Source organism: Mesorhizobium sp. WSM4989 (assembly GCF_029625795.1).
In the GTDB taxonomy this organism is placed as follows: Bacteria; Pseudomonadota; Alphaproteobacteria; order Rhizobiales; family Rhizobiaceae; genus Mesorhizobium.
Window position 1 is genome coordinate 1 of the sequence record NZ_JARTVN010000018.1, and the last position, 965, is coordinate 965.

Here is a 965-nt window from a genome sequence, read left to right on the forward strand (position 1 = left end):
GAGTCCGAGCTCACCGTCGCCGCGTCGTTGGTGCCGGTGATGGTCACCGTCACCGTCCCCGTCGCCGTGCCGTCCTGGCTCGTCACCGTGAAGCTGTCGGTCACCACCTGACCCGCGGTCAGCTCGTTGTGCGCGCCGTTGCCGGTGTAGGTCCAGGCGCCGTCGGCGTCGATCGAGAAGTCGCCATAGGTGCCGGCGGCATTGGTCTGCGCCACCACATGCGCTTGACCCGTGTCGGGGTCGGTGATCGTCAGCTGGCCGCTGGTGTTCAGCGCCGCCGCCGTGTCGGCCTCGGTCACCGACTTGGAGTCCGAGCTCACCGTCGCCGCGTCGTTGGTGCCGGTGATGGTCACCGTCACCGTCCCCGTCGCCGTGCCGTCCTGGCTCGTCACCGTGAAGCTGTCGGTCACCACCTGACCCGCGGTCAGCTCGTTGTGCGCGCCGTTGCCGGTGTAGGTCCAGGCGCCGTCGGCGTCGATCGAGAAGTCGCCATAGGTGCCGGCGGCATTGGTCTGCGCCACCACATGCGCTTGACCCGTGTCGGGGTCGGTGATCGTCAGCTGGCCGCTGGTGTTCAGCGCCGCCGCCGTGTCGGCCTCGGTCACCGACTTGGAGTCCGAGCTCACCGTCGCCGCGTCGTTGGTGCCGGTGATGGTCACCGTCACCGTCCCCGTCGCCGTGCCGTCCTGGCTCGTCACCGTGAAGCTGTCGGTCACCACCTGACCCGCGGTCAGCTCGTTGTGCGCGCCGTTGCCGGTGTAGGTCCAGGCGCCGTCGGCGTCGATCGAGAAGTCGCCATAGGTGCCGGCCGCGTTGGTCTGCGCCACCACATGCGCTTCACCCGTGTCGGGGTCGGTGATCGTCAGCTGGCCGCTGGTGTTCAGCGCCGCCGCCGTGTCGGCTTCGGTCACCGACTTGGAGTCCGAGCTCACCGTCGCCGCGTCGTTGGTGCCGGTGATGGTCAC

The 965-nt window shown here is 69.2% G+C and carries 1 protein-coding gene; it reads right to left on the minus strand.

The genetic code is table 11. From position 1 onward, the window contains the following. A partial coding sequence (locus P9217_RS30150; protein WP_278088327.1) for a VCBS domain-containing protein occupies positions 1 to 965 on the minus strand: 965 nt, incomplete at both ends.